Here is a 23,418-nt window from a genome sequence, read left to right as displayed (position 1 = left end):
CGGCCCGTCCCCGTACGCTTGCCGAGGACCCGGGGAGCCCGCACGCCGACCGGGTCCGCGCTTGCGCCGTACGTACGAAGGAGAACCGCCGTGCTCGTGCTGTTGCCGCCCTCCGAAGGAAAGGCCGCCTCGGGGCGCGGTGCGTCCCTGAAGCCGGAGTCGCTGTCGCTGCCGGGACTCGCCCCGGCCCGTGCGGCGGTGCTGGACGAGCTGGTCGAGCTGTGCCAGGCGGACGAGGAGAAGGCCCGAGAGGTGCTGGGCCTGAGCGTGGGGCTGCGGGGCGAGGTCGGCAAGAACACCGAGCTGCGCACCGCCGGGACCCGTCCGGCCGGGGAGCTCTACACCGGCGTGCTGTACGACGCCCTCGGCCTGGCCTCGCTGGAGACGGCCGCGCGGCGGCGGGCGGCCTCCTCGCTGCTGGTCTTCTCGGGGCTGTGGGGCGCGGTCCGGGTCGGCGACCGGATTCCGCCGTACCGCTGCTCGATGGGGGTGAAACTGCCCGGTCTCGGCGCGCTCGGCGCGTACTGGCGTACCCCGATGGAGACCGTGCTGCCCGAGGCCGCCGGGGACGGGCTCGTCCTGGACCTGCGGTCCTCCGCGTACGCGGCGGCGTGGAAGCCGAAGGGCGAGGTGGCCTCGCGCACGGCGAGCGTGCGGGTGCTGCACTCCCAGCTGGTGGACGGGGTGGAGAAGCGGTCCGTGGTGAGCCACTTCAACAAGGCGACCAAGGGCCGGCTGGTGCGCGATCTGCTGCTGGCGGGTGCGCGGCCGAAGGGCCCGGCGCAGTTGGTGGAGGTGCTGCGGGACCTCGGGTACGTGGTGGAGGCCGAGGCCCCCGCGCGGGCCGGGCGGCCGTGGTCGCTGGACGTGGTGGTGGCGGAGATCCACTGACCGGCCGGAGGAAGGGCTGGCGACGCAGGCGTTGCAGTCTGTGCAACGTTCGTTGCAAGCATTGCCTTGCTCGCGGCAGGATGGCCGCATGACCTCCTCCGTGCCGTCCGCCGCGCCCTCCACCCCGTCCGACGCCTCCGTGCTGGATCTCGCGCCCGTCGTCCCCGTCGTCGTCCTGCACGACGCCGCCGACGCGGTGCCGCTGGCGCGGGCCCTGGTGGCGGGCGGGCTCCCGGCGATCGAGGTGACGCTGCGGACGCCCGCCGCGCTGGAGTCGATCCGGACCATGGCCGCCGAGGTCCCGGGCGCGGTGGTCGGCGCGGGCACGGTGATCTCGCCGGAGCAGGTACGGGACACGGTCGACGCCGGGGCCCGGTTCCTGGTCAGCCCGGGGTGGACGGACGCGCTGCTGGAGGCGATGAAGGCGTCCGGCGTGCCGTTCCTGCCCGGCGTCTCGACCACCTCCGAGGTGGTGGCCCTGCTGGAGCGCGGGGTGCGGGAGATGAAGTTCTTCCCGGCCGAGGCGGCGGGCGGCACGGCCTATCTGAAGGCCCTGTCCGCACCGCTCCCCCGGGCCCGGTTCTGCCCGACCGGCGGCATCTCGCTCGCCTCGGCGCCGTCGTACCTCGCGCTGCCCAACGTCGGCTGCGTGGGCGGCAGCTGGATGGTCCCGGGCGACGCGGTGGCGGCGAAGGACTGGGACCGGGTGGCCCGTCTGGCGGCCGAGGCGGCGGCGCTCGCCCGCTAGGGCCGCGGGGGAAGCCCTCGTACTGGACGTACTCGGGCTTTCGGCCGGTGCGGCGAGAGTGCGTGCCGGGCGTCGCGACGGGGCGAACCTTGGCTGACGCGGCACTAGCGCAGGTGGGAGGTGTCGTTGAGCAGCCGTACGGAGGCGTTGCCGTCCCCGTAGTAGGCGACCGTGGAGATCGAGGCCGCCGACAGCTCCATCCTGAACAGCGCCTCCGGCGGGGCCCCCAGGGCGAGCCGGACGAGGGTCTTGATCGGGGTCACATGCGTGACGAGCAGGACCGTGCGGCCCGCGTACCGGGCGACGGTCCGGTCCCGGGCGGCCGCGACCCGCTCGGCGACCTCCGCGAAGCTCTCGCCGCCGCCGGTCGGGGCGGTGTCCGGGGAGGCCAGCCAGGCGGTGAGGTCGTCCCCGTACCGCTCCCGCACCTCCCCGAAGGTCAGGCCCTCCCAGGCGCCGAAGTCCGTCTCGCGCAGGCCCTCGTCGATCCGCACGTCCAGGCCGAGGCGGTCGGCGACGGCCGCGGCGGTCTCGCGGCAGCGGCGCAGCGGGGAGCTGACGATCTCCTGGACGGTGCCCATGGCCGCGAAGTACTGGGCGGCCCGGGCGGCCTGGTCACGGCCGGTGGCGGAGAGCTCGGGGTCGGTGCCGCCGCTGCCGGAGAACCGCTTCTCGGGCGTGAGGGCGGTCTCGCCGTGCCGGAGCAGGACGAGCGTGGCGGGCGCGCCCAGGTCGGGGGCCGAACCCCAGCCGGTCTGCGGGGCTCCGGCCTTGTCCGACGCGGTTCCGGCAGGCTGCCCGGGGGCCGGTGCGGAGACCGGCGCGGCGGGGACCGTGGTGTCCGGCACCCCGGTCTCCGGCACGGGGAAGAGCGTGTCGGCCGCCGGAGTGGCCGCGCCGCGTGCGGCCGCGAGGGCCGCACGGGCCTTGGCGGCACCCGCGACCTGGTCGCCGGGCGGGCCCTGGGCCGGCGGCGGGGTGCTCGCGATGCGTGCCGGGGCGTCGAGCGCGGCCGTGGAGGCGGACGCCTCCCACTGCCTCCCGTCGCGGCCCGCGTCCATCGCCTCGTTGGCGAGCCGGTCCGCGTGCTTGTTCTGCGCGCGGGGGATCCACTCGTACGTCACGGAGGACGGCGGCAGGATCGTGGCGGCGCGGGCCGCCAGCGGCTTCATGTCGGGGTGCTTGATCTTCCAGCGCCCCGACATCTGCTCGACGACCAGCTTGGAGTCCATCCGGACGTGGACGCGCAGCGTGTCCCCCGCGTCCGGGAACAGCGCCTTCGCGGCCGTCAGACCGGCGATGAGGCCCCGGTACTCGGCGACGTTGTTCGTCGCGACGCCGATGTACTCGGCGGCCTCGGCGAGGGGCTCGCCGGTGGCCGGGTCGATGACGACCGCGCCGTAGCCGGCGGGCCCCGGGTTGCCCCGGGAGCCGCCGTCGGCCTCGACCACCACCTGGCGGGCGACGCTCATTACAGGCCCGACTCCGAGGTGCGGACCAGGATGCGGTGGCAGTTCTCGCAGCGCAGGACCGTGTCGGGAGACGCGGCCCGCACGTCGCCGACCTCGGCCATGTTCAGCTCCAGCCGGCAGCCCTCGCAGCGGCGCTGGTAGAGGCGGGCGGCGCCGACCCCGCCCTGCTGGGCGCGGAGCTTGTCGTACAGCTTCAGCAGGTCGGCGGGGATGACCTCGGCGACGACCTGGCGGTCCTTGGTCACCGTGGCGGCCTCGGCGTCCAGCTCGGCGGTCGCGGCGTCGCGGCGGGCGGTGGCGTCGTCGACCTTGGCCTGGACGGCGGCGACCCGCTCGGTCAGCTCGGCGACCCGCTCCTGGGCGCTCTCGCGGCGCTCCATGATCTCCAGGACGACGTCCTCCAGGTCACCCTGGCGCTTGGCGAGCGAGACGATCTCGCGCTGGAGGCTCTCCAGGTCCTTGGGCGAGGAGACCGCGCCGGAGTCCAGGCGCTGCTGGTCGCGGACGGCGCGCTGACGCACCTGGTCGACGTCCTGCTCGGCCTTGGTCTGCTCGCGGGTGGTGTCGCTCTCCTCGGTGGTGGAGGCGACCAGCAGGTCACGCAGCTGGGCGAGGTCGCTGCTGAGCTGCTCGATCTCGGCGTGCTCCGGCAGCGAGGTGCGCTTGTGGGAGAGCTGGGCGAGACGGAGGTCGAGGGCCTGGACGTCGAGAAGTCGGATCTGGTCGGCGGGCGCGGCGTTCAGTTGGGGGCTCCAGAGGAATGGTGGGTGGTCCAGGGGTCGGTGACCTGCTTCGAGACATGGACCCGCAGGTCCCATCCGTGGCGGTCGGAAAGCGCGTCGAGCTGGGCGGCCGCCTGCTCGCACCAGGGCCATTCGGTGGCCCAGTGCGCGGCGTCGACGAGGCCGAGCGGCGAGTGCTGCACGGCCTCGGACGCCGGGTGGTGGCGCAGGTCGGCGGTGAGGAAGGCGTCGACCCCCGCCGCGCGCACGGCGTCGAAGAGGCTGTCGCCGGAGCCGCCGCTGACGGCGACGGTGCGCACGAGCGCCTCCGGGTCGCCGGCCAGCCGGATGCCCTGCGCGGTGGCGGGGAGCCGGGCGGCGGCTCGGGCGGCGAAGGCGGCCAGGGTCTCGGGGTGGTCCAGTTCGCAGATCCGGCCGAGTCCGCGCCGCCCGTGGACGTCGGTGGGGTCCGGTACGAGGGGACCGGTGACGCGCAGATCCAGGACGCCGGCGAGGGCGTCGGAGACGCCGGGGTCGGCGGTGTCGGCGTTGGTGTGCGCGACGTGGAGCGCGATGTCGTGCTTGATGAGGGTGTGGACGACCCGGCCCTTGAAGGTGTCGGCGGCGACCGTCGTCGTCCCGCGCAGATAGAGCGGGTGGTGGGTGACGATCAGCTGAGCGCCGAGCTCCAGGGCCTCGTCGGCGATCTCACGGACCGGGTCGACGGCGAACAGCACCCGGTCGGTCTCCGCGTCCGGATCGCCGCAGACCGTCCCGACCGCGTCCCATCCCTCGGCCCGCTCGGGGGGCCAGAGGGCGTCGAGGGCGGCGATGACTTCAGACAGACGGGGCACGGGGGAAAGGCTACCTGTCCGGCGTGGTCCGCCGCCCCGGGCCGCCGGACCTGTACGCCAGGACCGGCGGCCCGGCACGAATCGTTACTTCTGGTCCGGCGGTGTCTTCGGGCTTCCGGCTACTTCACCAGGTCGGCGCGGAGGTCGTCGAGGACCAGCTCGGCCGAGGTGACGCCGAGGCCCGGGTACCAGGTCTCGTCGGAGACGTCCTTGGACCGGCCCTCCTTGACGGCCTTCAGGTTCTTCCACAGCGGGTTGGAGCGGGCGGTGTCGCGCTGGGTGGCCTTGGCGTCGCCGTAGACGCCGGTGAAGATCCAGTCGGCGTCCGCCTCATCGATCCTCTCCGGGCTGATCTCGGTGGCGAGGTCGTTGATCTGCTGGTTCTTCGGGCGCGGCAGACCGACGTCTTCGAGGATCGTGCCGATGAACGAGGCCTTGGCGTAGAGCCGGAGGCGGTCGGGCATGTAGCGGACCATCGAGACGGTCGGCTTGTCGGGGCCGATGTCCTTCCCGAGCTCGAGGGCCTTCGCCCGGTACGCGGCGAGGTTCGCCTCGGCCTGCTTCCCGCGGTCCAGCGCCTGGGCGTTGAGGAGGTAGTTCTCCTTCCAGGTGAAGCCCGGACGGATGGAGAACACGGTGGGGGCGATCTTGGACAGCTCGTCGTACTTGTCAGCGGCGCGGAGCTGGCTGCCGAGGATCAGGTCGGGCTGGAGGCCCGCGATGGCTTCGAGGTTGAGGCTGTTGATCGTGCCGACGCTCTTCGGCTCGCCCGCGTCCTTCTCCAGGTACGAGGGGATGGCCGCGGCGCCCTCGCTGGGGGCGTAGCCGACCGGCTTCAGGCCCATCGAGACGACGTTGTCGAACTCTGCGACGGGTTTTTGGTTAGGGCTGCCTAACCATAGACGCGGCCGCCTTCGACAGCACACTCGCCCCCTCCACCTCAGGAGAATCCGGGCATCGCCACCCTTATGTGTGAAGTGAGGTGGCTCGTGTTGTTCGGCTGGAAGTGCGAAAACTAGTTTTCGTAGCCGGAGGTGACGAGTCCATGACTTCCTGTGCCATCGAGGGGGGATCCGCCGGGGCCGCCGCGACGGCGGACCCCGGAGCGGAACCCGACCCGGAAGCGTTCGGCGCACCGGGGGAGCCTGCCGGGGCGGACGTCTCCGGCCTGCCCGGATCCGGCCCGGACGATGAACCGGAGGCGTCGGCCGCCGGGAGCCGACCGGGGACGCCGGCCGACCACGCGCCGCTTCCCGGCGGCTTCACGCTCACCGCGGACGGGGCGTACGCCGCCCGGCTCACCGCGGCTCCCGGCCCACCGGGCGAGCGCGCGTGGTATCCGGAGCGGTGGACCCTGGACGGGCCCGAGCCGTACGCGGTGCCCCTCCCCCTCGACCAGCCCGAGGAGCCGGACGCCCAGGTGGCGCCGCTCGCCGACGGGCGCGTGCTGATCCGGCGGCGGGTGGCGGACCGGCAGATGTTCTCGCTGCTCTACCCGACCGGGCCCGGGACCGGCGAACTCCCGCTGGGCGCGGTCGAGTGCGCGGAGATGACCCTGCTGCCGCCGGCGCCGGACGGCCGGTGCATGTACGCCCTGTCGGCCGGCGAGCACGGCTCGTCGCTCTGGCTGGTGGCGGGCGGCGCGTTCGGACCCGAGGAGGTGGCGCGGATCCCCGGGCGCTGCTCGGGCGGGGTGTGGCTGGACCGGGCGGGCCGGATACTGGCGCTGGACCGGCAGGCGCCGGACGGCGGCCCGGTCAAGGCGGTCGCCGTCGATCTGGGGCGGGGGGCAGAGGTGACGTCGCTGCTCCAGATCGCGCCGGAGAGCAACGACCGGCTGCTGCTGGCGGACGCCGACAGCGGGCTGCTGCTGCTCCGCTCCGACGCGCCGGGCCACGACCGGCTCGGCTGGGGGGTGCTCGGGAGCTGTCTGCCGGTCAGGTTCCCGGAGTGCCTGCGCCTCGCGGACGTGGCGGTGACGCCGTTCGCCGTACAGCCGGGCCAGATGCTGATGCCGGAGAGCTGTGCGGTGGCGCTGCGGATCGACGGGGCGGCGGGCAGCTGGGTGGGTGTCTGGCGTCCGGCGGGCCGGCGGCTGCACCAGTTCGCGGCGCCGCTGGGCTGGGCTCCGGGAGCCGGGTACTGGAGCCGGGACGGGGTGCTGCGCCTCCCGTACGCGAACGGGGCGACGCCCTGCGGCGTGGCACTGCTGGTCGCCCCCGAGGACGTGGAACCCTCCTCCGTGACCGGCCGTACGCAGGACGGTGGTGGCGGAACGGAACCGTCCGGCGCCGCCGCCGCTCCTGCTGTGTGTAAGCCCGTTCCGTTGGGGCAGGCGCCTCTGCACGGAGCTGTCCGACCTGGCCAGGACCCACCGGCGATGGGGGGCGGCGTCGCGGCGCCGCCCATCGCCGGTGGGACTAGGATCGACCCCCTGGGCTACGCGGCCGTACCGCGCGGGTACCGACGGTGACCGCGTCGGAAGGCGGTGGCGGGGCTTGCGACACACGTAGGTGCGACACAGGTAAGCGATCACAACGGGGTGACTTCCCACATGTCCGAAGCCCGAACCGACACGACCCAGCAGCGCCCGACGGGGGCGGACCACAGGGCCGGAACCGGCGGTTCCGGAAGGCACCGGGGGGGTGCGTCGGCGGAGAACACGTCGGTGCAGCCGCACGGCCGCCACCGCCGGCCGGCCACGGAGGAATCCAGGGCGGCCTGAGAGCCTGTCGGGTGACCTCTGATCAGGCGGCCACGCCCTGGCACGCACGCTTCCGGCATTGCCGAAAGGCCCTGGTAGCTCCGCTACCAGGACCTCTCGGCGCCTGAGAACCGCACGCACCGGACCGCGTCCGCTTCCGATCCAAGGCCACCCGACAGGCTCTGAGCCGCGCAGCAGGCGAGCGAGGCAGGGCCTGGACCGGCGGGCAGCCGGTCCAGGCCCTGCCTCGTACACGCCCTTACCGCCGCTTCAGGCCCAGGACTTCGGCGGCCGCGAAGGTCTCGTTCGGGGGCCGGTCCGCGTAGTACGGGGTGAGCAGTTCGTTCAGCTCCGCGAAGGTAAACGTCTCCTTCGTCGCGTCGAACCGGGCGGCCACCCGGGGCCGTTCGACGACGGCGACCATGCCTCCGTGGACGACGAGCAGCTGACCGTTGACCCCGGCCGCCGCCGGTGAGGCGAGATAGCCGACGAGCGGGGAGACATGCTCGGGCGCCAGCGGGTCGAGGGTGCCGTCCGCCGGTTCCTGGAAGCCCGCGAACACGTCCTCGGTCATCCGGGTCCGGGCGCGCGGGCAGATGGCGTTGGCGGTGACGCCGTACTTGGCGAGGGCCAGTGCGGTGGAGGTGGTGAGGCCGACGATGCCGCCCTTGGCCGCCGCGTAGTTGGGCTGGCCCGCCGAGCCCGCGAGGAACGCCTCCGACGAGGTGTTGACGATCCGCCCGTAGACCGGCCCGCCGGTCTCCTTGGAGCGGGCGCGCCAGTGGGCGGCGGCGAAGTGCGTGGTGTTGAAGTGGCCCTTGAGGTGGACGCGGATGACCGAGTCCCATTCCGCCTCGGTCATCGAGAAGATCATCCGGTCGCGCAGGATGCCCGCGTTGTTGACCAGGATGTCGAGGCGGCCGTGGGTGGCGACGGCCGACTCCACCAGGGCCCGTGCCTGTTCGTGGTCGGATACGTCGCCGAGGTGGGCGACGGCCCGGCCGCCGGCCGCGCGGATCTCGGCGGCGACCTCCTCGGCGGGGGCGGCGGACGCCTCGCCGGAGCCGTCACGGCCGGGCTGCCCGTAGTCGTTGACGACGACGGCCGCACCGAGGCGGGCCAGTTCGAGGGCTTCGGCCCGGCCGAGGCCGCGACCCGCGCCGGTGACGATCGCGGACAGCCCGTCCAGCGGGAGGGGAAGTGACATGGCATTCCTCATCGTCGTTGGTCAGGTGCTCGGGTACGAGTGCTCGGGTACGGGGTTCAGAGCTCGATGCAGGTACGCAGCGACTCGCCCGTGCGCATCTGGTCCAGGGCGTCGTTGACCCCGTCCAGCCGGACCCGGTGGGTGATCATCGACTCCAGGTCGATACGGCCCGCCCGCCAGAGGGCGATGGCCCGCTCGTAGGAGCGCAGGACGTCCCCTCCCCCGTACATGGAGGGCAGGATCCGCTTCTCGTCGAAGAACAGCTCGAACATGTTGACCTGGAAGTCGTCGTCCATGGCCCCGGCCCCGACGACGCACAGGGTGCCGCCGCGGCGGGTGTTCTCGTAGGCGATGCGGGCGGTGGCGGACTTTCCGACGACCTCGAAGACGTAGTCGAAGCCCTCGCCGCCGGTGATCCGCTGCTTGGCGTCGGCCAGACCGTCGGGGGCGACGGCCTCGGTGGCGCCGAAGCGGAGGGCGGCCTCACGGCGGGAGGCGACCGGATCGACGGCGATGATCTGGGCCGCGCCCTGGACCCGGGCGCCCTGGATCGTGGAGATGCCGACGCCGCCGCAGCCGATCACGGCGACCGACGAACCGGCCTCCACCTTCGCCGTGTTGATGGCCGCGCCGAGGCCGGTGGTGACCCCGCAGCCGATCAGGGCGGCGATCTCGAACGGTACGTCGTCGGGGATCGGCACCGCGCAGCCCGCACCGACGACGACCTCCTCGGTGAAGGTGCCGGTACCCGCGAAGCCGAAGACATCGCCGCCGGGGCGCTTGAAGTTCGGGGTGCCCGCGTTCATGAACCCGGCGAGGCACAGCTGGGTCTGGCCCCGCTTGCAGGAGGGACAGGCCCCGCAGGCGGGCAGCCAGCAGACGAGGACCCGGTCGCCGGCGCTCAGCCCGGTCACCCCGTCGCCGACATCGACGACCTCGCCCGCGCCCTCGTGGCCGGGGATGAAGGGGGCCGGCTGCGGGAGGACGCCGCTCATCGCGGAGACGTCGGAGTGGCAGAGGCCGGTGGCGCGGATGCGGAGCCTGACCTTTCCGGGGCCGAAGCCCACCGCCTCGACGTCGTCGAGGACTTCGAGCTTCTCCTGGCCTATCTCGTGCAGTACGGCTGCGCGCATGGGTACGGCTCCCCTCAAATCGCCATCTTCATCGTGGTGTCGATGTGTTCAGAGGTGTTCGACGAGCGTGTCGGCGAGGACCGGTGCGTCGTCCCGCTCGGCGGCGGCGACCGTCACCTGGACACGGCCGTCCCCGCTCCACATCCGGATGCGGAGGGTCTCGCCGGGGACGACCACGCCGGCGAAACGGGTGCGGTAGGCGGTGATCCGGGAGACGTCGCCGTCCAGCAGGGTGTCGGCGACGGCCTTCAGGGTCATGCCGTACGTGCACAGCCCGTGCAGGATCGGCCGGTCGAAGCCGGCCAGCTCGGCGAAGGCGGGGTCGGCGTGGAGCGGGTTCCAGTCGCCCGAGAGGCGGTAGAGCAGCGCCTGGTCCTCGCGGATCGGGCGCTCCACCGTCCGGTCGGGGGCCCGCTCCGGCGGGGTGAGCCGGTCGGAGGGGCCGCGTTCGCCGCCGAAGCCGCCCTCGCCGCGTACGAAGATCTGGGCGTCGTTGGTCCACAGCGGCCCGTCGTCGTCGCCCGCCTCGGTACGCAGCACGATGACGGCGGCCTTGCCCTTGTCGTACACCGCCGCGACCTTCGAGGTCTGCACGGCGCGGCCGGTCACCGGGATCGGGCGGTGGACGCGTACGGACTGTCCGCCGTGCAGGACGGCGGCGAGGTCCACGTCGATGCCCGGCGCGCCCATGCCGCCGAAGGCGGCCGTGCCCGCGCCCGCGACGGTGGCGAAGCTCGGCAGCACCTGGAGCCGGGACTCCAGGGTGTAGCGCAGTTCGCCGGGGTCGGTGGCGGGGCTGCCCGCGCCGAGACCCAGGTGGTAGAGCTGGACGTCCTTGTGGTTCCAGCCGATCTCGGCTCGGCGGGGTTCGGCGGCGAGTGCCGCCCGGGCATCAATGGGCATGACGGAGCTGCTCCTTGATGGTGGGAAGACCTCGGCACGGCCGTCCGCACCGTCGGCCGCACCGAGGTCGTGCGGTGACCGGCAGGGCACGCCCTTCTAGAACGCGTTCTAGCCGATGGCCCATGTATAACGCAGGCCCCGGAAGTTGTGAAGACTGCTGACGTGGTGTCAGATCGCTGGGTTGGCGGGCTACGCCGTGCCGCGGCGCGGCCCGCGGTGGTTCGGCAGCCAGACCAGCATCACGATCACCCCGGCCAGCAGCACCCCGCTCGCCGTGCGGAAGGCCAGCGCGTATCCGGCGGTGACCTCGGCCGCGTCGCCGGAACCCGCGGTGCGTGCTGCCGCGACCGTGGAGAGCACCGCGAGGCCCAGCGCACCGCCCATGGTGCGGGAGGTGTTGACGAGGCCCGAGACGAGTCCGGCGTCGCCCGGGTCCGCGCCGGAGGTGGCGAGGGTGGCGAGCGGGGTGGAGGCGAGACCTGCCCCGGCCATCATCAGGATGCCGGGGAACATGATCCCCGTGAGGTAGGAGCCCTCCACGCCCATCGTGGACTGCCAGCCGAAGCCCGCGGCGGTGATCAGGACCCCGGCGACGGCGAGGCTCTTCGCTCCGGTGCGCACCATGAGGCGCGGGGCCAGCTTGGAGCCGAGGATGACGGCCGCCGAGGTCGGCATCAGCGCGAGACCGGCCCGCAACGGCGTGTAGCCCAGGACGTTCTGGGCGTACACGGTCATGAAGTACCACATGGAGAAGGTCGCCGACCCCATGAGCAGCATCGACACGTTGGCCGAGGACACAGCTCGTACGGAGAACACGCGCAGCGGGATCAGCGGCACGGCGGTCCGCGCCTCGACCAGTACGAAGGCGGCCAGCAGCGCGACTCCCGAGAGCAGCGGCACGAGGGTGGCGGCGGCCGCCCAGCCCTCGGCCTCGGTCTGGACGATGCCGTACGCGACGGCGGCGAGGCCCGCGGTGACCAGGACCGCGCCCAGGAAGTCGATGCGACGGCGGTCGCCCGCGCGGCCCTCGGTGATCCGCAGGGCGGCGGCGACCAGGACGAGGGCGCCGATGGGCACGTTGATCAGGAGGACCCAGCGCCAGGAGAGGGCGTCGGTGAGGACCCCGCCGATCAGCCCGCCGGCCGCGCCGCCGCCCGCGCCGACCGCCATCCAGGTGCCGATCGCCTTCGTCCTGGCCGGACCCTCGGGGACGGCCGCGGTGAGGATGGTGAGGGTGGCTGGAGCGAGGACGGCGGCCCCGAGGCCCTGGACGGCACGGGCGGCGAGGAGCTGCCAGCCCTCCTGGGCGAGGCCGCCGGCGAGGGAGGCGGCGGTGAAGACGCCGAGCCCGACGAGGAACATCAGCTTGCGCCCGTAGATGTCGGCGGCCCGCCCGCCCAGGAGCATGAACCCGGCGAACGCGATCGAGTAGGCGTTGACGACCCATTGGAGGCCCCCCGCGCTCAGCCCCAGGTCGGCCCGCATGGAGGGCAGCGCCACGTTGACGACGGAGACGTCGAGGACGACGAGGAACTGGCCGGTGCAGGCGGCGAGCACGACGGCCCAGGTGCTGGGCCGTATTCGGGAGGAGGCGGGCCGGGCGGAGACGGGCGCGGAGACGTCGGGCATGAAAGTCATGGTCCCAGGCGGCGAGCGGCCCGTACATCGGGTATCGGGTCCAGGTCTCGGGCCGGGGTCGCCGGTCGCAGGACCTAGGCCCCGGGCCCCGGGCGCCCCGGCCGCGCTCACCACGCACCCGCGCCCCGGGAGCCCCGGCCGCGCCCGCCCGTCTCAGCCGCGCCGCAGCAGCGTGACCACCGCCGCCCCGCCGAGGCCGATGTTGTGGGCGAGGGCGGTTCTTGCGCCGGAGACCTGGCGGGCTCCGGCCTCGCCGCGCAGCTGCCAGGTCAGCTCGGCGGCCTGGGCGATGCCGGTCGCGCCCAGCGGGTGACCCTTGGAGATCAGGCCACCGGACGGGTTCACCACCCACCGCCCGCCGTAGGTGGTCGCCCCGGACTCCACGAGCTTGCCGGACTCCCCCTCGCCGCACAGGCCCAGCGCCTCGTAGGTGAGGAGCTCGTTGACGGAGAAGCAGTCGTGCAGCTCGATGACGTCGAGATCGTCCGGGCCGAGGCCGGAGGCGGTGTAGACCTGCTGGGCGGCGGCCTTGGACATCGGGGCGCCCACCGCGTCGATGCAGCTGCCGGAGGCGAAGGAGGCCTCGGTGTCGGTGGTCATGGCCTGGGCGGCGATCTCCACGGCCCGGTCCCCCAGGCCGTGCCGCTCGACGAACCGCTCGGAGACGACGACGGCCGCCGCCGCCCCGTCGGAGGTGGGCGAGCACTGGAGCTTGGTGAGGGGGCGGTGGACGGTGCGGGCGGCGAGGACCTCCTCGACCGTGTACGGGTCCTGGAACTGGGCGTACGGGTTGTTCACCGAGTGCCGGTGGTTCTTGGCCCCGACCGCCGCGAGCTGCGCGGGCGTCGTCCCGTACCGCTCCATGTGCTCGCGGGCCGCGTTGCCGAAGATCTGGGCGGTGGGCGGGGACATCTCGAAGCCGTGGGCGGCGGCCATGATCCCGTAGTGCCGGGCGACGGGCGAGGTCGCGAAGTCGCCGCGGTCGGAGCCACCGCCCAACGCCCCGCGGGCCATCTTCTCGAAGCCCAGGGCGAGGACGCAGTCGCTGCCGCCGCCCTCGACGAACTGCCGGGCCAGCAACAGGGCGGTGGAGCCGGTGGCGCAGTTGTTGTTGACGTTGTAGACGGGGACGCCGGTCAGCCCCAGCTCGTAGACGGCCCGCTGTCCGGCGGTGGAGGCCTGGAAGCAGTAGCCGACGGGGACCTGTTCGACCTGGTCGTAGCGGAGCCCGGCGTCCTCCAGGGCGGCGGTGCCCGCCTCGCGGACCATGTCCCAGTACTGCCGGTCGCGGGTCTCGGGCTTCTCGAACTTCGTCATGCCGACGCCGACGATGTAGGCCTTCATTGTCCGACTCCTCTTGTCTTGTGCGGTCAGTCCCGGGGCAGGCCGAGGATCCGTTCGGCGACGACGTTGAGCTGGATCTGGGTGGTGCCGCCCGCGATGGTCAGGCAGCGGGACATCAGGAAGCCGTGGAGGGCCCGTTCGCCCGCCGCCGGTTCGTCCACCGCGCCGTCCGGGCCGAGGAGTTCGAGGGTGATCTCGGCGACCTTCTGCTGGTGGACGGTCTGGACGAGCTTGCGTACGGAGGCCCCTGCGCCGGGTTCGCGGCCGGCGACCTGCTGGAGCGTGGTGCGCAGGCCGGTGCAGGCGAGCGCGTGGGCTTCGGCGGCGAGCGCGCCGATACGTGCCCGTGTGGCGTCGTCCAGTCCGGCCGAGCGGGCGATCAGGGCTTCGAGTCCGCTGTCGAAGGTCACCTGGTCGGCCATGTGGACGCGTTCGTTGCCGAGGGTGTCGCGGGCGACCCGCCAGCCGCCGCCGACCTCGCCGACGACGGCGTCGACGGGCAGCAGGACGTCGTCGAAGTGGACCTCGTTGAAGAGGGCCCGGCCGGTGATCTCCTTCAGTGGGCGGATGCCGATGCCCCGGGCCCTCTCCATGTCGACCAGGAAGTAGGTGAGACCACGGTGCTTGGGCGCGTCCGGGTCGGTGCGGGCCAGCAGGATGCCGTGGTCGGCGGTGCGGGCGGCGCTCGTCCAGACCTTCCGCCCGGTGATCCGCCACCCCTCGTCGGTCCGTACGGCGCGGGTGCGCAGCGCGGCGAGGTCGGAGCCGGCGTCGGGTTCGGAGAAGAGCTGGCACCACTGGAGGTCGCCGCGCAGGGTCGCCGGCAGATAGCGATCGCGCTGCTCCTCGGTGCCGTACGCGATGAGGGACGGCACCACCCAGGTGGCGATGGAGAGATCGCTGAGCCGGATGGACTGCTCGCTCAACTCCTGCTGGATCGCCAGCTGCTGCACGGGCCCTGCGCCCAGCCCGTACGGGGCGGGGAGGTGCGGGGCGGCGTAGCCGGTGGCGGCGAGGGCGCGGCGGGCCTCGCGGGGCGCCAGGCCCCGGGCCGCGGCGAGATGCGGCCGGGCTTCGGCGCGGTGGCGGGCGGCCTCGGCGGGGAGTTCCAGGGCGAGTTCGCGGCGGGCCCCGGCCTCGGCGTGGCGGACGGCGCGCAGCCGGTGCGGGCCGGCGGCGCCGAGGAGCTGGCGGGCGAGGACGGCCCGGCGCAACCGGAGGTGGGCGTCGTGCTCCCAGGTGAAGCCGATGCCGCCGAGGATCTGGATGGCGTCCTTGGCGCAGGTGTACGCGGCCTCGGGTGCGGTGGCGGCGGCGAGCGCGGCGACGAGCCCGCGCACCCCGGGCTCCTCGCCGGCGGCTCGGGCGGCGTCCCAGGTGAGGGCGCGGGCCTGTTCGAGGCGGACGAGCATGTCGGCGCAGAGGTGCTTGACGGCCTGGAACGCCCCGATGGGACGCCCGAACTGCTCCCGTACGGTGGCGTGTTCGACGGCGGTGTCCAGGCTGCGGGCGGCGGTACCGCAGGCGTCGGCGGCCAGCAGGACGGCGGCCAGGTCGCCGACGAGCGCCGGATCGGTCACCGGCACGACCCGGCGCGCGGGGACATGGACGGCGTCGGCACGCACCTCGGCGGTGGGGCGGGTCGGGTCGGCGCTGCGGTGCGGGCGCACGGCGAGACCGTCGGCCCCGGCGTCCACGAGGAACCAGTGCTGGCCGTCGGGCGTGGCGGCGGGCAGCAGGAGCAGGTCGGCCGCGTCGGCGGTCAGGACGGGCGGGGCGGTGCCGTCGAGCCGGTGGCCGTCCGGGGCCCAGGTCGCGGTGAGGGTGCCTGGGGTGAGGGCGACGGCCGCGGTGCGGCCCCCCGCGGCGAGCTCCCGGAGCGGGCCGCTCAGCTCCCCGGCCCCGGCGGCCACCGCGCGGTCGAGTACGGCGGAGGTGAGGGTGGTCGCGAGATACGGGCCGGGCAGCGAGGCGTACGCGGCCTCCTCCAGGACGACGGCGAGGTCGAGGAGGTCCCCGCCGCCGCCCCCGTACTCCTCGGGCAGATGGATGCCGGTGAGCCCCTGCGCGGCGAGCGCCTCCCAGTGGGCGGGGCGCACGCCGAGGGTGGCCGGGCCCCCCGCGTCGAGGAGTTCGCGTACCTCGCCGGGGGGCGCGGCGCGGGCCAGCCAGCCCCGTACGGAGTGCGCCAGCGCGCGGTGCTCTTCGGTGATGCCGATACCCGTGCCGATGCCCATGCGAATCCCCGCCGGTCGCAGCCACTGGAACGGCGCAAGAGTAGAACACGTTCCACTCGGGTGGAAGAGCTGATAGATGGTCAGATCACTGGCGGATCCGGACCGGAATGCCGTCGGATCCGGGCCGGAACGCTGTGGGATCCGGACCGGAACGCTGTGGGATCCGGACCGGAGCAGAGCACCGCCGGGAAGCGTTCACCATGCACACACTTGGGGGCGGCCCGGGTGATCGACACTGCCCGGAGGCCCCACGCATGCAACGGACGAAACGGACACGGCACACAGGGGAGCTCCCCGAGCCGCCGAAAGCGCGCTCCGGCCCCATCGTGCCCGTCCTCGCCTTCACGGGTATCACCGTCGCGGTCACGCGGACCCTGCTCGTCCCGCCCCCGCACCGGTCGCCACGATGCCCCCGCCGAGGCCGTCGGCCGGAACGTACGGCACGATGGGTCGCCGTCGACAGGCCCTTGAGCCACCGCGCCCCACCTGGAGGAACCCCGTGACCGCCGAGTCCGCCGCCGCTTCCGCTTCCGCGTCCGCCGCCGGCCCCCGGCCGGAGATCCTCGCCGCGTTCGAGGCGGCCAAGGGCTTCATGCCGGTCCACGAGGGCCTCGCCCTGTACGCCGCCGCCGCCGGGGCCGGTGCGCTCGGACTGCCGCTGCTGGAGGTGGGCACGTACTGCGGGCGGTCCGCCATCCTGCTCGCGGACGCGGCGCGGGCCGCCGGGGTGGCCGCGCTCACCGTCGACCACCACCGGGGCAGCGAGGAGCAGCAGCCCGGCTGGGAGTACCACGACCCGAGCGTGGTGGACCCGGAGGTCGGACTGATGGACACCCTGCCGACGTTCCGCCGCACGCTGCGCCGGGCCGGCCTGGAGGACCACGTGGTGGCGCTCGTCGGGCGCTCCCCGCAGGTCGCCGCCGTGTGGCGCGGACCCCTCGGGCTCGTCTTCATCGACGGCGGCCACACCGACGAGCACGCGAACGCCGACTACGAGGGCTGGGCCCCGCATGTCGCCGATGGCGGGCTGCTGGTGATCCACGATGTGTTCCCCGACCCGGCCGACGGCGGCCAGGCCCCGTACCGGATCCATCTCCGGGCGCTGGCCTCCGGGGCGTTCACCGAGGTGTCGGTGACGGATTCGCTGCGCGTGCTGCGCCGCACGGGGACCGGGATCTGAGCCGTCCGGACAGCCGGGTGGGTAGCATCGCCGCGTGCCGTACGACGACAGCCTTCCCCCCGCCCGCCGCGCCCGGCAGCCCCTGTCCGTGGCCGCCGCGCTGGCCGCCGTATGCCTGACCGCCGCCGGTTGCGGCGGCGGCCCGGAAGCCGGCGAGGCCGGTGCGGCCTCGCCGCGGCCGGGTGCCGGCGGCGCATCCCCGACGGCCACGACGCCGAGCGGCGGGCAGCCGGAGCCGTCCGGATCCGCCGGGGCCACGCCGTCCGCGTCCGCCTCCGCGGAACCGCTGCCGAGGGGCCCGCTGACCGGCCGGACCGTGGTGATCGACCCGGGACACAATCCGGGTAACCGCGACCACACCCGGGAGATCGACGAGCAGGTCGACATCGGCACCGGCCGCAAGGAGTGCGACACGACCGGTACGTCCACCGATGACGGTTACGCGGAGGCCCGGTTCACCCTCGACGTGTCCCGCCGGCTGCGCACGCTGCTGGAGGCCGAGGGCGCCCGGGTCCGCCTGACGCACGACGCGGACCGGCCGTTCGGGCCGTGCATCGACGAGCGGGCCCGGATCGGGAACGGGGCGAAGGCCGACGCGGTGGTGTCGGTGCACGCCGACGGATCGGCCGTGGGCAACCGGGGCTTCCACGTGATCCTGCCCGCCGGGGTGAAGAGCGGCGGGGCCGACACCTCGAAGATCGTGAAGAGTTCGGCCGATCTCGGCGCGAGGATCGCGGGACACTTCGTCCGCACGACCGGAAGCGCACCTTCCAATTACGTCGGTGGAAATACCGGCCTGGACACGCGTAATGATCTCGGCGGACTGAATCTGTCGACCGTGCCCAAGGTGTTCGTCGAATGCGGCAATATGCGTGACCCGAAGGACGCCGCCCTGCTCACCAGCGCGAGTTGGCGGCAGAAGGCGGCCCAGGGCCTGGCCGACGGCATTACGAGCTACCTGAAGGGGTAGTTCTGCGGTGATATTGGAGGGATGGCCGCTCATCATCCGGCCCGGGACACAACCCGCCCGGGCAGACGATAGATTCATCCGTACGATGGGGAGCCGCTCCCGAGCTCCAAGCCGTGACCGCCGCACCGGCGGCAGCGACGACCGCCCCGACGAGACGACCGACTAAGGACCTTCACGTGAATATCCGATCCCTCACTCGAGGCGACGGCGTGGTGATCGGAGCAGCGGTCGTGCTGTTCATCGCCTCTTTCCTCGACTACACCAGCTTCTGCCCGTCGGGCATCGACTGCTCGCGGGTCGACAACCCGAACGCCTGGGACTCGCTCGGGCTCCTGATGAGCGTCTTCCTCGCCGGCGTCATCGCCGCGGCGCTGCTGATCGTCAGCCGTGCGATGCCGGGCCGCAAGGTCGCCGGGCTCGACCTCGGTCAGTTCAGCGTGGCGCTCACCGTGTTCGCCCTGTGGACCGCGTTCTGGACGATCCTCGACATCAGCAACGCCGGCGCCGGCATGATCCTCGGTCTGCTCGCCACCATCGTGCTCGCCGGGGGCGCCATCGCCGGACCGCTGGTGCCCTTCCTCAAGGCCCCGCTGCTCAGCCCGGCCGCCCCGGCGCAGGGCCTGCAGGGCGGGCAGGCCCCGTACGGTGCGCAGCCCGGCCAGGGCTACGGCTTCCCGGGCGGCCAGCAGCAGCCGTACGGCGCCCAGCCGAGCCAGGGTTACGGCTACCCCGGCGCCCCCCAGCAGGGTCAGCCCGCCCAGGCCGACCCGGCGCAGGCGCAGGCGCAGCAGGCCCAGGCCCCGCAGCCTTCGCAGGGCGGCGCGGCCCCGGCGGGCGACTTCACCCCGTTCTGGTTCGCCGTTCCGGTGGCGCGCCCGCTGTACGGCGAGGACGGTTCGCCGAACCCGATCGCCGAGCTGGCGCCGGGCACCTGGTACCTCGCGGTCGAGCAGCGCGGCCAGAGCCTCATCGCCCAGACGCAGGACGGCCGTCGTGGTGTCCTGCAGGATGCCACGGGCATCCAGCGAGGCTGATCCCCCACACACACGTCGCGGCCCCTCGCCCTTCCGGGCGGGGGGCCGTTGTCGTACAGTCCACCCCGGACGCTGTCACTTGACGCACCGTCAGTTGCGGTTGGAGGGAACGGAATGCGGCTCGGACTCGCGCTCGGTTACTGGGGCCGCGGCCCGGACCCCGGCCAGCTCGCCCTGGTCCAGGAGGCCGAGCGGCTCGGCTACGACTCGGTGTGGACGGCGGAGGCCTGGGGCTCGGACGCCTTCACCCCGCTGACCTGGATCGCCGCCCACACCTCACGGATCAGGCTGGGCACCGGCATCGCCCAGATGTCGGCCCGCACGCCCACCGCGACGGCCATGCACGCACTGACCCTGGACCATCTCTCCGGCGGCCGGATGCTGCTCGGCCTCGGCCTCTCCGGGCCGCAGGTGGTGGAGGGGTGGTACGGCCGGCCGTTCCCGAGGAGCCCGCTGACCGCGACCCGCGAGTACGTCGAGGTGATCCGGCAGGTCCTGGCGCGGCAGGCCCCGGTCGAGCTGGCGGGCCGCTTCCACTCCCACCCGTACACCGGCCCGGACGCCACCGGCCTCGGCAAGCCGCTGAAGCCGATCACCCACCCCCTGCGCGCCTCGTTGCCCGTCCTGCTCGGTGCGGAGGGCCCGAAGAACATCGCGCAGACGGTGGAGATCGCGGACGGCTGGCTGCCGCTGTACTGGTCGCCGCTGCGCTCGGACGTCTACGGGGCCTCGCTCGCCGGACTCCGGGACGGCTTCGTGATCGCGCCGATGGCCCGCGCGCACGTCTGCGACGACGTGGCCGAGGGGCTGCTGCCGGTGAAGGCGATGCTCGGCTTCTACATCGGCGGGATGGGCCACGCGGCCCGCAACTTCCACGCGGACCTGATGGCCCGGATGGGGTTCGAGGAGGAGGCCCGGCGGATCCAGGAGCTGTTCCTCCAGGGCCGCAAGGAGGAGGCGGTACGGGCGGTGCCCGACGCGTTCGCCGACGAGATCTCGCTGATCGGGCCGCGCGCCCGGATCGCGGAGCGGCTGGAGCTGTGGCGCACGGGCCCGGTGACGGATCTGCTGGTCACCGCCCCGGACCCGCACACGCTGCGGGTCCTGGCGGCACTCAACAGCCAGTAGGGCTTGGTCAGCCGAACGAGGAGCGGTCCAGCCAGAAGTCCAGCAGCGCCGCGTCGCCGAGCACCTCCACGCGCTGACTCGTCCGCGCCAGGCGGCGGTTGAAGACCAGCATCAGATCGGTGAGCGGCCCGCGCAGCGCGACCGTGGCCTTCTCGTGCGCGTGCCGCCAGGTGAAGCGGTCCTCGCCGAACTCGATCAGCCACTCCGCGCCGGGTACGTCGGTGGCGTGCAGATGCAACGAGCGTGCGCCGCCCCGCAGTTCGGCCGCCTCCGGGTCGCCGCCCTGCTGGGAGAAGGAGACGATGCGCAGCCACTCCTCGATGGTGTCGGCGGCCACGTCGGCGTCGACCGTGTACGGGACGCGGGCGGCGAGCGCCGCGTCCGCCCGGTGCACAACCGTCTCGTGCGTCATGCGCCGCGCCCAGAACGCCGTACGCCGCTCCCACGCCCAGGTCCACACCTCGGCGTCCGGCCCCGCCTTCCGCAGCGCGTCCACGGTGGCGGCCGCACCCTCGGCGAGCCAGGCGTCGAGCGCGGCCGGGTCGTCGCCGACCGGCCCTTCGATGCCGGGCACCCTGTCCTCGGGGACGTCGTCGGCGGCGCGGGTCCGGACGATCTCGCCGACCCAGCGGTGCGCGCCGCCGACGTGCACGGCGAGCTCCCGCAGGGACCAGTCGGGGCAGGTGGGGACGGTCGCGCCGAGATCGGCGCCGGTCAGCACCGCGCGCAGGGCGTCGGTCTGGGCCAGGATCTCGTCGCAGTAGCGGTCGTGGGAGAGGAGCGTCATGCGGCGCACCCTAACCGGCGGAACCCGGGGTGATCACCCGGATATGCGCCGGTCGTGGTCAGTGCGAGGAGGATCGGCCGGCCGTCTCGCCCACCGGCCGACCACGCCTTGTCCTTCACCTCGGCGCCCGCGTCCTTGCCGCGTTCATGATGCTGTCGATGACGCTCTCGAACGCGCCCACGTCGCCCTCATGTCACAGCGAGTGACGAGTCTCGGCACTCCCCCTCAGCCTGGCCCGCTCCCTCAACGGCCGTCACCCGGTGCGGCCGTACGGGTTTCACCCTGCGTAAAGCGGCAACCAGAGTCCCATGTCTCCCAGAACCCGTTCAGGAAGCAGTTCAGCGGCTCGTGTCATAGCCGTCGTGGCCGACATCCTGGCCTTCATCATCATCCTCTGGATCCTGATGTACCTGCTGGACGCCAACCGCGGCAACGACTTCGTGCAGTGGATTCACGACGCGGCCCGCTGGCTGGCCGGCTGGTCGTACGACCTGTTCACCTTCGACGAGGCGTGGGCGCGGGTCGTCGCCGGTTACGGTCTGGCGGCCGTGGTCTACCTGTTCATCGGGCACGCCGTGGCGGGCCGGCTCCGCCGCGGCTGAACCGGCTCCGCCTCAGGCGGTGTTCAGCGGCAGCAGTCCGGCTCCAGGCCGACCGGCAGCCGCTCGCCCGAGAAGACCGCGGTGGTCGCCTCGTCCCCCCCGAGCGCGGCCACCGCGAGCAGCAGCGAGCCCGCCGTCCAGGTGGTGAGCTCCTCGGGCCAGAACGCCCGGTTGCCCTCGAAGACGTACCCCGTCCAGTACAGCCCGCCCTCGGCACGCAGGTGCTGGACGGACTGGAGGATCTCCAGCGCCCGGTCCGACTCCCCCGTCACCCAGAGGGCCAGGGCGAGTTCGCAGCTCTCGCCGCCGGTGACCCAGGGGTTGGGCAGCACGCAGCGCACCCCGAGGCCGGGGACGACGAAGCGGTCCCAGCCCTCCTGGATGCGGGCGGTGGCCTCGGCCCCGGTGACCGCGCCGCCGAGGACCGGGTAGTACCAGTCCATGGAGTAGCGGTTCTTGTCGAGGAAGCGCTCGGGGTGTTTGCGGATCGCGTGGGCCAGCGCCCCGGTCGCCAACTCCCAGTCGGGCTGCGGCTCCTCGCGGCGCTCGGCGATGGCCAGCGCACAGCGCAGCGCCTGGTGGATCGAGGAGGAGCCGGTCAGCAGCGCGTCGTCGACGGGGGTGCCGTCGGGCTCCCGCTTCCAGCCGATCTGCCCGCCGGGCTGCTGGAGCCCGAGGACGAACTCGACGGCCGCGAAGACCGTGGGCCACATCCGGTCGACGAACGCGTCGTCGCCGGTGGCCAGGTAGTGGTGCCAGACACCGACGGCCACGTACGCGCAGAAGTTGCTCTCCAGGCCCCGGTCGGTCGGCCGCTGCGGGTCGCCGTCGTGGTAGGCGGCGAACCAGGAGCCGTCGACGTTCTGGTTGCGGGCGAGCCAGTCGTAGGCGCGGGCGGCGGCCTCGTGCTCGCCGGCCGCGTCCAGCGCCATCGCGGTCTCGGTGTGGTCCCACGGGTCGAGGTGGTGCCCACGGAACCACGGCAGCGCCCCGTCCTCCCGCTGTACGGCGAGGAGGGCGGCGACGGTCTCGGCAGCCTGATCGGCCGTCAGGACGCCGGGCAGGACGAGGTGTTCGGTCTGTTCGGGAGTGCTCACGCCTCGGCCTTCGGAAGGTGCGGCTTGGTGGCGTAGGCGACGAAGCTCTTGCCGACGACCGGGTTGAGGAGCTGCTCGGCGACCCGGGTGGCGAGCGGCTTCTTCATGATGTCCCAGACGAGCAGCTTGTGATAGGCCCGCACCGGCAGCGCCTGGTCGTTGTCGACGCCGAAGGCGCACTTCAGCCACCAGTACGGCGAGTGCAGGGCGTGGGCGTGGTGGGTGCCGTACGGCTTGAGTCCGGCCTCGCGGATCCGGGCGAGGAGCTGGTCGGCCTTGTAGATGCGGATGTGGCCGCCCTCGACCTCGTGGTACGCGTCGGAGAGGGTCCAGCAGACCTTCTCGGGGCCGTAGCGCGGGACGGTGATCGCTATCCGGCCGCCCGGCCTGAGCACCCGGACCATCTCGGCGAGGACACCCTTGTCGTCCGGGATGTGCTCCATGACCTCGGAGATGATCACGACGTCGAAGGAGTCGTCGGGGAAGGGCAGGTTGAGTGCGTCGCCCTCCATCGCGGTGGCGGTGGCGCCCTCGGGGGCCTCCCCGGCCTCCTTCATCGCGGCGAACCACCTGGCGACCTCGCGGATCTCCTCGCCGTTCCGGTCGAGGGCGACGACCTGCGCACCGCGCCGGTAACACTCGAAGGCATGCCGGCCGGCACCGCAGCCCAGGTCGAGCACTCGGTCGCCGGCGGCGAGCGGGAAGCGGGTGAAGTCGACGGTCAGCACGAGGGCCTGCCTTCGAGGTCGGAGGTACGGGTTCCGGTG

At 73.3% G+C, this 23,418-nt stretch carries 20 protein-coding genes and 1 pseudogene; 8 read left to right on the top strand and 13 right to left on the bottom strand.

Features of this window, described 5'->3' with window-relative positions:
- Window positions 1-90: 90 nt before the first annotated feature.
- Together yaaA and eda are read left to right on the top strand one after the other, a co-directional pair.
- Complete coding sequence (gene yaaA / locus IG90_RS0120125; RefSeq protein WP_030586103.1) at window positions 91-891, top strand: peroxide stress protein YaaA; 801 nt, start codon at window positions 91-93, stop codon at window positions 889-891.
- A gap of 88 nt (window positions 892-979) precedes the next feature.
- Window positions 980-1,639 carry a bifunctional 4-hydroxy-2-oxoglutarate aldolase/2-dehydro-3-deoxy-phosphogluconate aldolase gene (gene eda / locus IG90_RS0120120; RefSeq protein ID WP_030586101.1) on the top strand — a complete coding sequence of 220 codons (660 nt, stop codon included), beginning with the start codon at window positions 980-982 and terminating at the stop codon, window positions 1,637-1,639.
- Window positions 1,640-1,743: 104 nt separating this feature from the next.
- Here eda and IG90_RS0120115 read toward each other — a convergent pair whose 3' ends face one another.
- The 4 genes and pseudogenes from IG90_RS0120115 to IG90_RS0120100 form a co-directional block, all read right to left on the bottom strand.
- The gene (locus IG90_RS0120115; protein WP_030586099.1) at window positions 1,744-3,111 is read right to left on the bottom strand and encodes a bifunctional RNase H/acid phosphatase; all 1,368 of its coding nucleotides are present in this window, start codon (window positions 3,109-3,111) and stop codon (window positions 1,744-1,746) included.
- Window positions 3,111-3,854, bottom strand: a complete 744-nt coding sequence (locus tag IG90_RS0120110; RefSeq protein ID WP_206434032.1) for a zinc ribbon domain-containing protein — start codon at window positions 3,852-3,854, stop codon at window positions 3,111-3,113. The genes IG90_RS0120115 and IG90_RS0120110 overlap by 1 nt, the downstream gene beginning before the upstream one ends.
- Window positions 3,851-4,687, bottom strand: a complete 837-nt coding sequence (locus tag IG90_RS0120105) for a Nif3-like dinuclear metal center hexameric protein (RefSeq protein ID WP_030586087.1) — start codon at window positions 4,685-4,687, stop codon at window positions 3,851-3,853. The genes IG90_RS0120110 and IG90_RS0120105 overlap by 4 nt, the downstream gene beginning before the upstream one ends.
- A gap of 119 nt (window positions 4,688-4,806) precedes the next feature.
- Window positions 4,807-5,559, bottom strand: a pseudogene (locus IG90_RS0120100) (ABC transporter substrate-binding protein); the annotation flags it as partial.
- 173 nt (window positions 5,560-5,732) lie between these two features.
- On the opposite strand from IG90_RS0120100, the gene IG90_RS0120095 reads away from it, so the two are divergent.
- The gene (locus IG90_RS0120095) at window positions 5,733-7,160 is read left to right on the top strand and encodes a hypothetical protein (RefSeq protein ID WP_233436019.1); all 1,428 of its coding nucleotides are present in this window, start codon (window positions 5,733-5,735) and stop codon (window positions 7,158-7,160) included.
- 490 nt (window positions 7,161-7,650) lie between these two features.
- On the opposite strand, the gene IG90_RS0120090 is transcribed toward IG90_RS0120095, so the two are convergent.
- From IG90_RS0120090 to IG90_RS0120065, 6 genes are all read right to left on the bottom strand, one after another.
- Window positions 7,651-8,598, bottom strand: a complete 948-nt coding sequence (locus IG90_RS0120090) for a 3-oxoacyl-ACP reductase (RefSeq protein ID WP_030586081.1) — start codon at window positions 8,596-8,598, stop codon at window positions 7,651-7,653.
- Window positions 8,599-8,654: 56 nt separating this feature from the next.
- Window positions 8,655-9,731, bottom strand: a complete 1,077-nt coding sequence (locus IG90_RS0120085; RefSeq protein WP_030586079.1) for a Zn-dependent alcohol dehydrogenase — start codon at window positions 9,729-9,731, stop codon at window positions 8,655-8,657.
- A gap of 48 nt (window positions 9,732-9,779) precedes the next feature.
- Entirely contained in the window at window positions 9,780-10,634 is an 855-nt protein-coding gene (locus tag IG90_RS0120080) for a MaoC/PaaZ C-terminal domain-containing protein (protein WP_030586077.1), read from the bottom strand.
- Between the two features lie 189 nt (window positions 10,635-10,823).
- The gene (locus tag IG90_RS0120075; protein ID WP_030586075.1) at window positions 10,824-12,272 is read right to left on the bottom strand and encodes a DHA2 family efflux MFS transporter permease subunit; all 1,449 of its coding nucleotides are present in this window, start codon (window positions 12,270-12,272) and stop codon (window positions 10,824-10,826) included.
- A 153-nt stretch (window positions 12,273-12,425) separates the two neighbouring features.
- Complete coding sequence (locus IG90_RS0120070; RefSeq protein WP_030586073.1) at window positions 12,426-13,616, bottom strand: lipid-transfer protein; 1,191 nt, start codon at window positions 13,614-13,616, stop codon at window positions 12,426-12,428.
- 26 nt (window positions 13,617-13,642) lie between these two features.
- Window positions 13,643-15,853, bottom strand: coding sequence for an acyl-CoA dehydrogenase family protein (locus IG90_RS0120065; RefSeq protein ID WP_030586071.1), 2,211 nt, complete (start codon window positions 15,851-15,853; stop codon window positions 13,643-13,645).
- A gap of 592 nt (window positions 15,854-16,445) precedes the next feature.
- On the opposite strand from IG90_RS0120065, the gene IG90_RS0120060 reads away from it, so the two are divergent.
- From IG90_RS0120060 to IG90_RS0120045, 4 genes are all read left to right on the top strand, one after another.
- Window positions 16,446-17,033, top strand: coding sequence for a class I SAM-dependent methyltransferase (locus tag IG90_RS0120060; protein ID WP_233436029.1), 588 nt, complete (start codon window positions 16,446-16,448; stop codon window positions 17,031-17,033).
- Window positions 17,034-17,067: 34 nt separating this feature from the next.
- Window positions 17,068-18,003 (top strand): N-acetylmuramoyl-L-alanine amidase, encoded by a 936-nt coding sequence (locus IG90_RS0120055; RefSeq protein ID WP_030586067.1) that lies wholly within the window; start codon window positions 17,068-17,070, stop codon window positions 18,001-18,003.
- A gap of 176 nt (window positions 18,004-18,179) precedes the next feature.
- Complete coding sequence (locus IG90_RS0120050) at window positions 18,180-19,037, top strand: DUF5336 domain-containing protein (RefSeq protein ID WP_033894418.1); 858 nt, start codon at window positions 18,180-18,182, stop codon at window positions 19,035-19,037.
- 114 nt (window positions 19,038-19,151) lie between these two features.
- Window positions 19,152-20,165, top strand: a complete 1,014-nt coding sequence (locus tag IG90_RS0120045) for an LLM class F420-dependent oxidoreductase (RefSeq protein WP_030586063.1) — start codon at window positions 19,152-19,154, stop codon at window positions 20,163-20,165.
- A gap of 7 nt (window positions 20,166-20,172) precedes the next feature.
- Here the strand turns inward: IG90_RS0120045 and IG90_RS0120040 are convergent, their stop codons facing one another.
- Entirely contained in the window at window positions 20,173-20,952 is a 780-nt protein-coding gene (locus tag IG90_RS0120040; RefSeq protein ID WP_030586056.1) for a maleylpyruvate isomerase family mycothiol-dependent enzyme, read from the bottom strand.
- Between the two features lie 308 nt (window positions 20,953-21,260).
- On the opposite strand from IG90_RS0120040, the gene IG90_RS0120035 reads away from it, so the two are divergent.
- A complete protein-coding gene (locus IG90_RS0120035) occupies window positions 21,261-21,554 on the top strand; it encodes a hypothetical protein (RefSeq protein WP_078585306.1) in 294 nt (97 codons plus the stop codon).
- Window positions 21,555-21,577: 23 nt separating this feature from the next.
- Here IG90_RS0120035 and IG90_RS0120030 read toward each other — a convergent pair whose 3' ends face one another.
- Entirely contained in the window at window positions 21,578-22,651 is a 1,074-nt protein-coding gene (locus IG90_RS0120030) for a prenyltransferase/squalene oxidase repeat-containing protein (protein WP_030586054.1), read from the bottom strand.
- Window positions 22,648-23,379 (bottom strand): class I SAM-dependent methyltransferase, encoded by a 732-nt coding sequence (locus tag IG90_RS0120025; protein ID WP_030586053.1) that lies wholly within the window; start codon window positions 23,377-23,379, stop codon window positions 22,648-22,650. The genes IG90_RS0120030 and IG90_RS0120025 overlap by 4 nt, the downstream gene beginning before the upstream one ends.
- Window positions 23,380-23,418 lie beyond the last annotated feature (39 nt).

The sequence above is a fragment of the Streptomyces anulatus genome, from assembly GCF_000721175.1.
In the GTDB taxonomy this organism is placed as follows: domain Bacteria; phylum Actinomycetota; class Actinomycetes; order Streptomycetales; family Streptomycetaceae; genus Streptomyces; species Streptomyces anulatus_C.
This window is presented reverse-complemented; position numbering and strand designations above follow the sequence as displayed.

What these genes read in the sequence shown, in the direction of transcription:
- IG90_RS0120115 (WP_030586099.1), bottom strand. Translation starts at nt 3,111, where the DNA reads ATGAGCGTCGCCCGCCAGGTGGTGGTCGAGGCCGACGGCGGCTCCCGG.
- IG90_RS0120045 (WP_030586063.1), top strand. Translation starts at nt 19,152, where the DNA reads ATGCGGCTCGGACTCGCGCTCGGTTACTGGGGCCGCGGCCCGGACCCC.
- IG90_RS0120080 (WP_030586077.1), bottom strand. Translation starts at nt 10,634, where the DNA reads ATGCCCATTGATGCCCGGGCGGCACTCGCCGCCGAACCCCGCCGAGCC.
- IG90_RS0120085 (WP_030586079.1), bottom strand. Translation starts at nt 9,731, where the DNA reads ATGCGCGCAGCCGTACTGCACGAGATAGGCCAGGAGAAGCTCGAAGTC.
- IG90_RS0120095 (WP_233436019.1), top strand. Translation starts at nt 5,733, where the DNA reads ATGACTTCCTGTGCCATCGAGGGGGGATCCGCCGGGGCCGCCGCGACG.
- IG90_RS0120075 (WP_030586075.1), bottom strand. Translation starts at nt 12,272, where the DNA reads ATGACTTTCATGCCCGACGTCTCCGCGCCCGTCTCCGCCCGGCCCGCC.
- IG90_RS0120040 (WP_030586056.1), bottom strand. Translation starts at nt 20,952, where the DNA reads ATGACGCTCCTCTCCCACGACCGCTACTGCGACGAGATCCTGGCCCAG.
- IG90_RS0120090 (WP_030586081.1), bottom strand. Translation starts at nt 8,598, where the DNA reads ATGTCACTTCCCCTCCCGCTGGACGGGCTGTCCGCGATCGTCACCGGC.
- IG90_RS0120060 (WP_233436029.1), top strand. Translation starts at nt 16,446, where the DNA reads ATGCCGGTCCACGAGGGCCTCGCCCTGTACGCCGCCGCCGCCGGGGCC.
- IG90_RS0120070 (WP_030586073.1), bottom strand. Translation starts at nt 13,616, where the DNA reads ATGAAGGCCTACATCGTCGGCGTCGGCATGACGAAGTTCGAGAAGCCC.
- eda (WP_030586101.1), top strand. Translation starts at nt 980, where the DNA reads ATGACCTCCTCCGTGCCGTCCGCCGCGCCCTCCACCCCGTCCGACGCC.
- IG90_RS0120035 (WP_078585306.1), top strand. Translation starts at nt 21,261, where the DNA reads ATGTCTCCCAGAACCCGTTCAGGAAGCAGTTCAGCGGCTCGTGTCATA.
- IG90_RS0120065 (WP_030586071.1), bottom strand. Translation starts at nt 15,853, where the DNA reads ATGGGCATCGGCACGGGTATCGGCATCACCGAAGAGCACCGCGCGCTG.